2 protein-coding genes are annotated in these 2,358 nt (G+C 35.2%); one reads left to right on the top strand and one right to left on the bottom strand.

Annotated features, from left to right (window positions below; genetic code table 11):
* The first annotated feature begins 317 nt into the window (after nucleotides 1-317).
* Nucleotides 318-587, top strand: coding sequence for a hypothetical protein (locus tag WAM07_RS10505; RefSeq protein ID WP_422166660.1), 270 nt, complete (start codon nucleotides 318-320; stop codon nucleotides 585-587).
* Nucleotides 588-798: 211 nt separating this feature from the next.
* Here the strand turns inward: WAM07_RS10505 and WAM07_RS10500 are convergent, their stop codons facing one another.
* Nucleotides 799-1,494: a CPBP family intramembrane glutamic endopeptidase gene (locus tag WAM07_RS10500; protein ID WP_422166658.1), complete on the bottom strand. Its 696-nt coding sequence runs from the start codon at nucleotides 1,492-1,494 to the stop codon at nucleotides 799-801.
* Between the last annotated feature and the right edge of the window lie 864 nt (nucleotides 1,495-2,358).

Below are 2,358 nucleotides of genomic sequence, written 5' to 3'. Positions count from 1 at the left end.
AGTAAAGCCTGTAGAGCAGGGGTCAGGCAGAGTAAAGTTATTGATAGTTAAGTTTTTTAAAATTTATCTCGAATTCAAATTTTTCGCTAAAGGGGGCGATTGTTCAATATGAGCAATCGCTTTTTTGCTAAGGGGCAGGTTAATTGAAGACTCAGTTTCGAGCTATTTGATGAAATATATATAAAATTAATGTTATATTCCCCATATAGAATAAGTGAAAATAGATACTAAAGATACAAAAACTAAGAACATATTTTGTTAATTTTCACAGTACAAACCTTAATTTGTTTGTAATTATTATGAAAGGTTGTTATTTAGTGGATGAAAATCTTAAGAAAAAAATAGAAAAAGAAGAATCGATAGTGGGTTTCTCGGCTCTGTTTATAGTTTTGATAATGTCTTTTGGGGGAGTGCCAAGTATATATATAGGTATTTCTTTAATTACTATTGTCTTTCTACAATTTATGTGGGATTTTTATGAAGTTAATAGAAGAAATCACAGTGTTTATAAACGTACATTAAAGAGATTGATTTATGTGAGCTTATTAGTTGTAGTAGTTTCTGTGGTTTTTTCTCAATTTCGTTAAATAGTTGCTTGAATCATATTTAGATTCAATTTTTATTGATAGGGGTATTATCTCTTTCAAGTTGATAGGTATGAACATCTGCCTGATTATAGTAACGGGGATATAAGATAGTAACTTACAAAATATCTCGACATCAAGTCTTACGGAAAAGGGGGCGTTTATCCAATACAGGGTGTTAGCTCTCAGATATGGATAGCAAGAAAATCTCTATCTACCATCTTGGAATAAACCATAAATCGAAATTCATAATTAGTGCGCTGTAGAGGTTCCATAATGAATGAAGAATTAATCCAGGTATTATGGATTTAGTCCTAACATATAGGGTACCAAGCAAAAGTCCAAAGACCCCTGCGGAAAAAGGGGAAAACGGATGGTTCATAGAAAATATAATCATTTGTAAGACAACAGCTACCCAAATGTTCACCCATTTATTGAAGAAAGTAATCAAGAATACACGGTAAAAAAACTCTTCAATAATAGGGACTATCAACACTCTTGCTATTGCATATAAAGAAAACCCCAGAACTGGATATTGAAAGTGCGTGATGTATGGGATTTCCAAATTGTAAAATATACGCCAACTGTTTGAAATTAGTATGCCATAATCATATGTGATTTTCATAATCAGATATTGAAAAAGAAAGAATCCAGTTATGTAAACCCAGGTCATCTTCAATGCTAATGGAGATAAGACAAATGAATTTATAAACATCTTACGAATAACAGGAAACGATATTGTAATCAACAATGGGATAATTGCGATGATTATTTCCTTTAAATAGGTACTATATTGATACGCAGGAGAAGTATCAATTCCTACTAATTCGGTTACTGTGTAAAAGGAAACCACTGTCACTATGCCATACAAAAACATAAATAAGCTTCTTTTATCTTTTAATTTTTCCATATAATCACCTCATTAAAATGTTATACGTCTTCATGAGGTATTGGTTTCAAAAATATGGAAAAATTTATTTTGTGAATTAACTTAAAAATTAAATCTACTAGACTTTTAAAAAACATGAAAATTTTGAACGGATGTCTCGAATCCGAGTCTTACAGAAAAGGGGGCGCGCGACAAGTTCTGCTATAAGCGCATTTTTGCGTGAAAGGCAGGAAGTTTATTTGTTTAAATTTCAACTGTACAACGGAGGATGGGAATGAAGGATCCATGTTTCCCGAAACCATCCCGTCAACACTCCTGCATGCGTTAAGACGGACAGGTCTTAAGGTGTGAAGCACAGGTAGATTAGGCAGAACGAAGGCTGAAGCCATAAACAAGGTATGCCGACGGATATGCCTCACGGCTGAAAAGCTAGATAGGATGAGAATCGTTCTTTGAGATAGAACTGACGAACTTCCGAAGGTAAGGGTCTAAATTTACAAACGTAAGGAAACTTATGTGTCATCTTACGATGATGTGAGTGGTGTGGAGTAAAACTGCCCCCTCTGAAAGACGCTATACCGAACGACGGCGGTATCCAGCTCACAGGCTTAAAGGAAGCATCTACGTTTAGTACGGATAGCTATGTTGTATGGTACTTGGAAAGCAAGGAACGTTGAATCAAGGGCTGTTACCCAAAACGGTTGCTATAAAGTTATGCTGAAAAGCATTTATCCTTGTAAGGGTAGGGGAATGACTGATGAAACTTCTGTAATGGAAGTGGAGGAATAGCCCCAAGTCTAGAGTATGAAACGATTATTTTCCTAACGTGAATGGCACCGATCGGGTAGGAACGTGGGAACATCACTCCAAAGGAGGGATGCCACA

It is taken from the genome of Halobacillus sp. (assembly GCF_049282395.1).
Lineage (GTDB): Bacteria > Bacillota > Bacilli > Bacillales > Halobacillaceae > Halobacillus.
Note: the sequence above shows the minus strand (reverse complement) of the source record. Positions and strands in the feature narration are given on the sequence as shown.

What these genes read in the sequence shown, in the direction of transcription:
- WAM07_RS10500 (WP_422166658.1), bottom strand. Translation starts at nt 1,494, where the DNA reads ATGGAAAAATTAAAAGATAAAAGAAGCTTATTTATGTTTTTGTATGGC.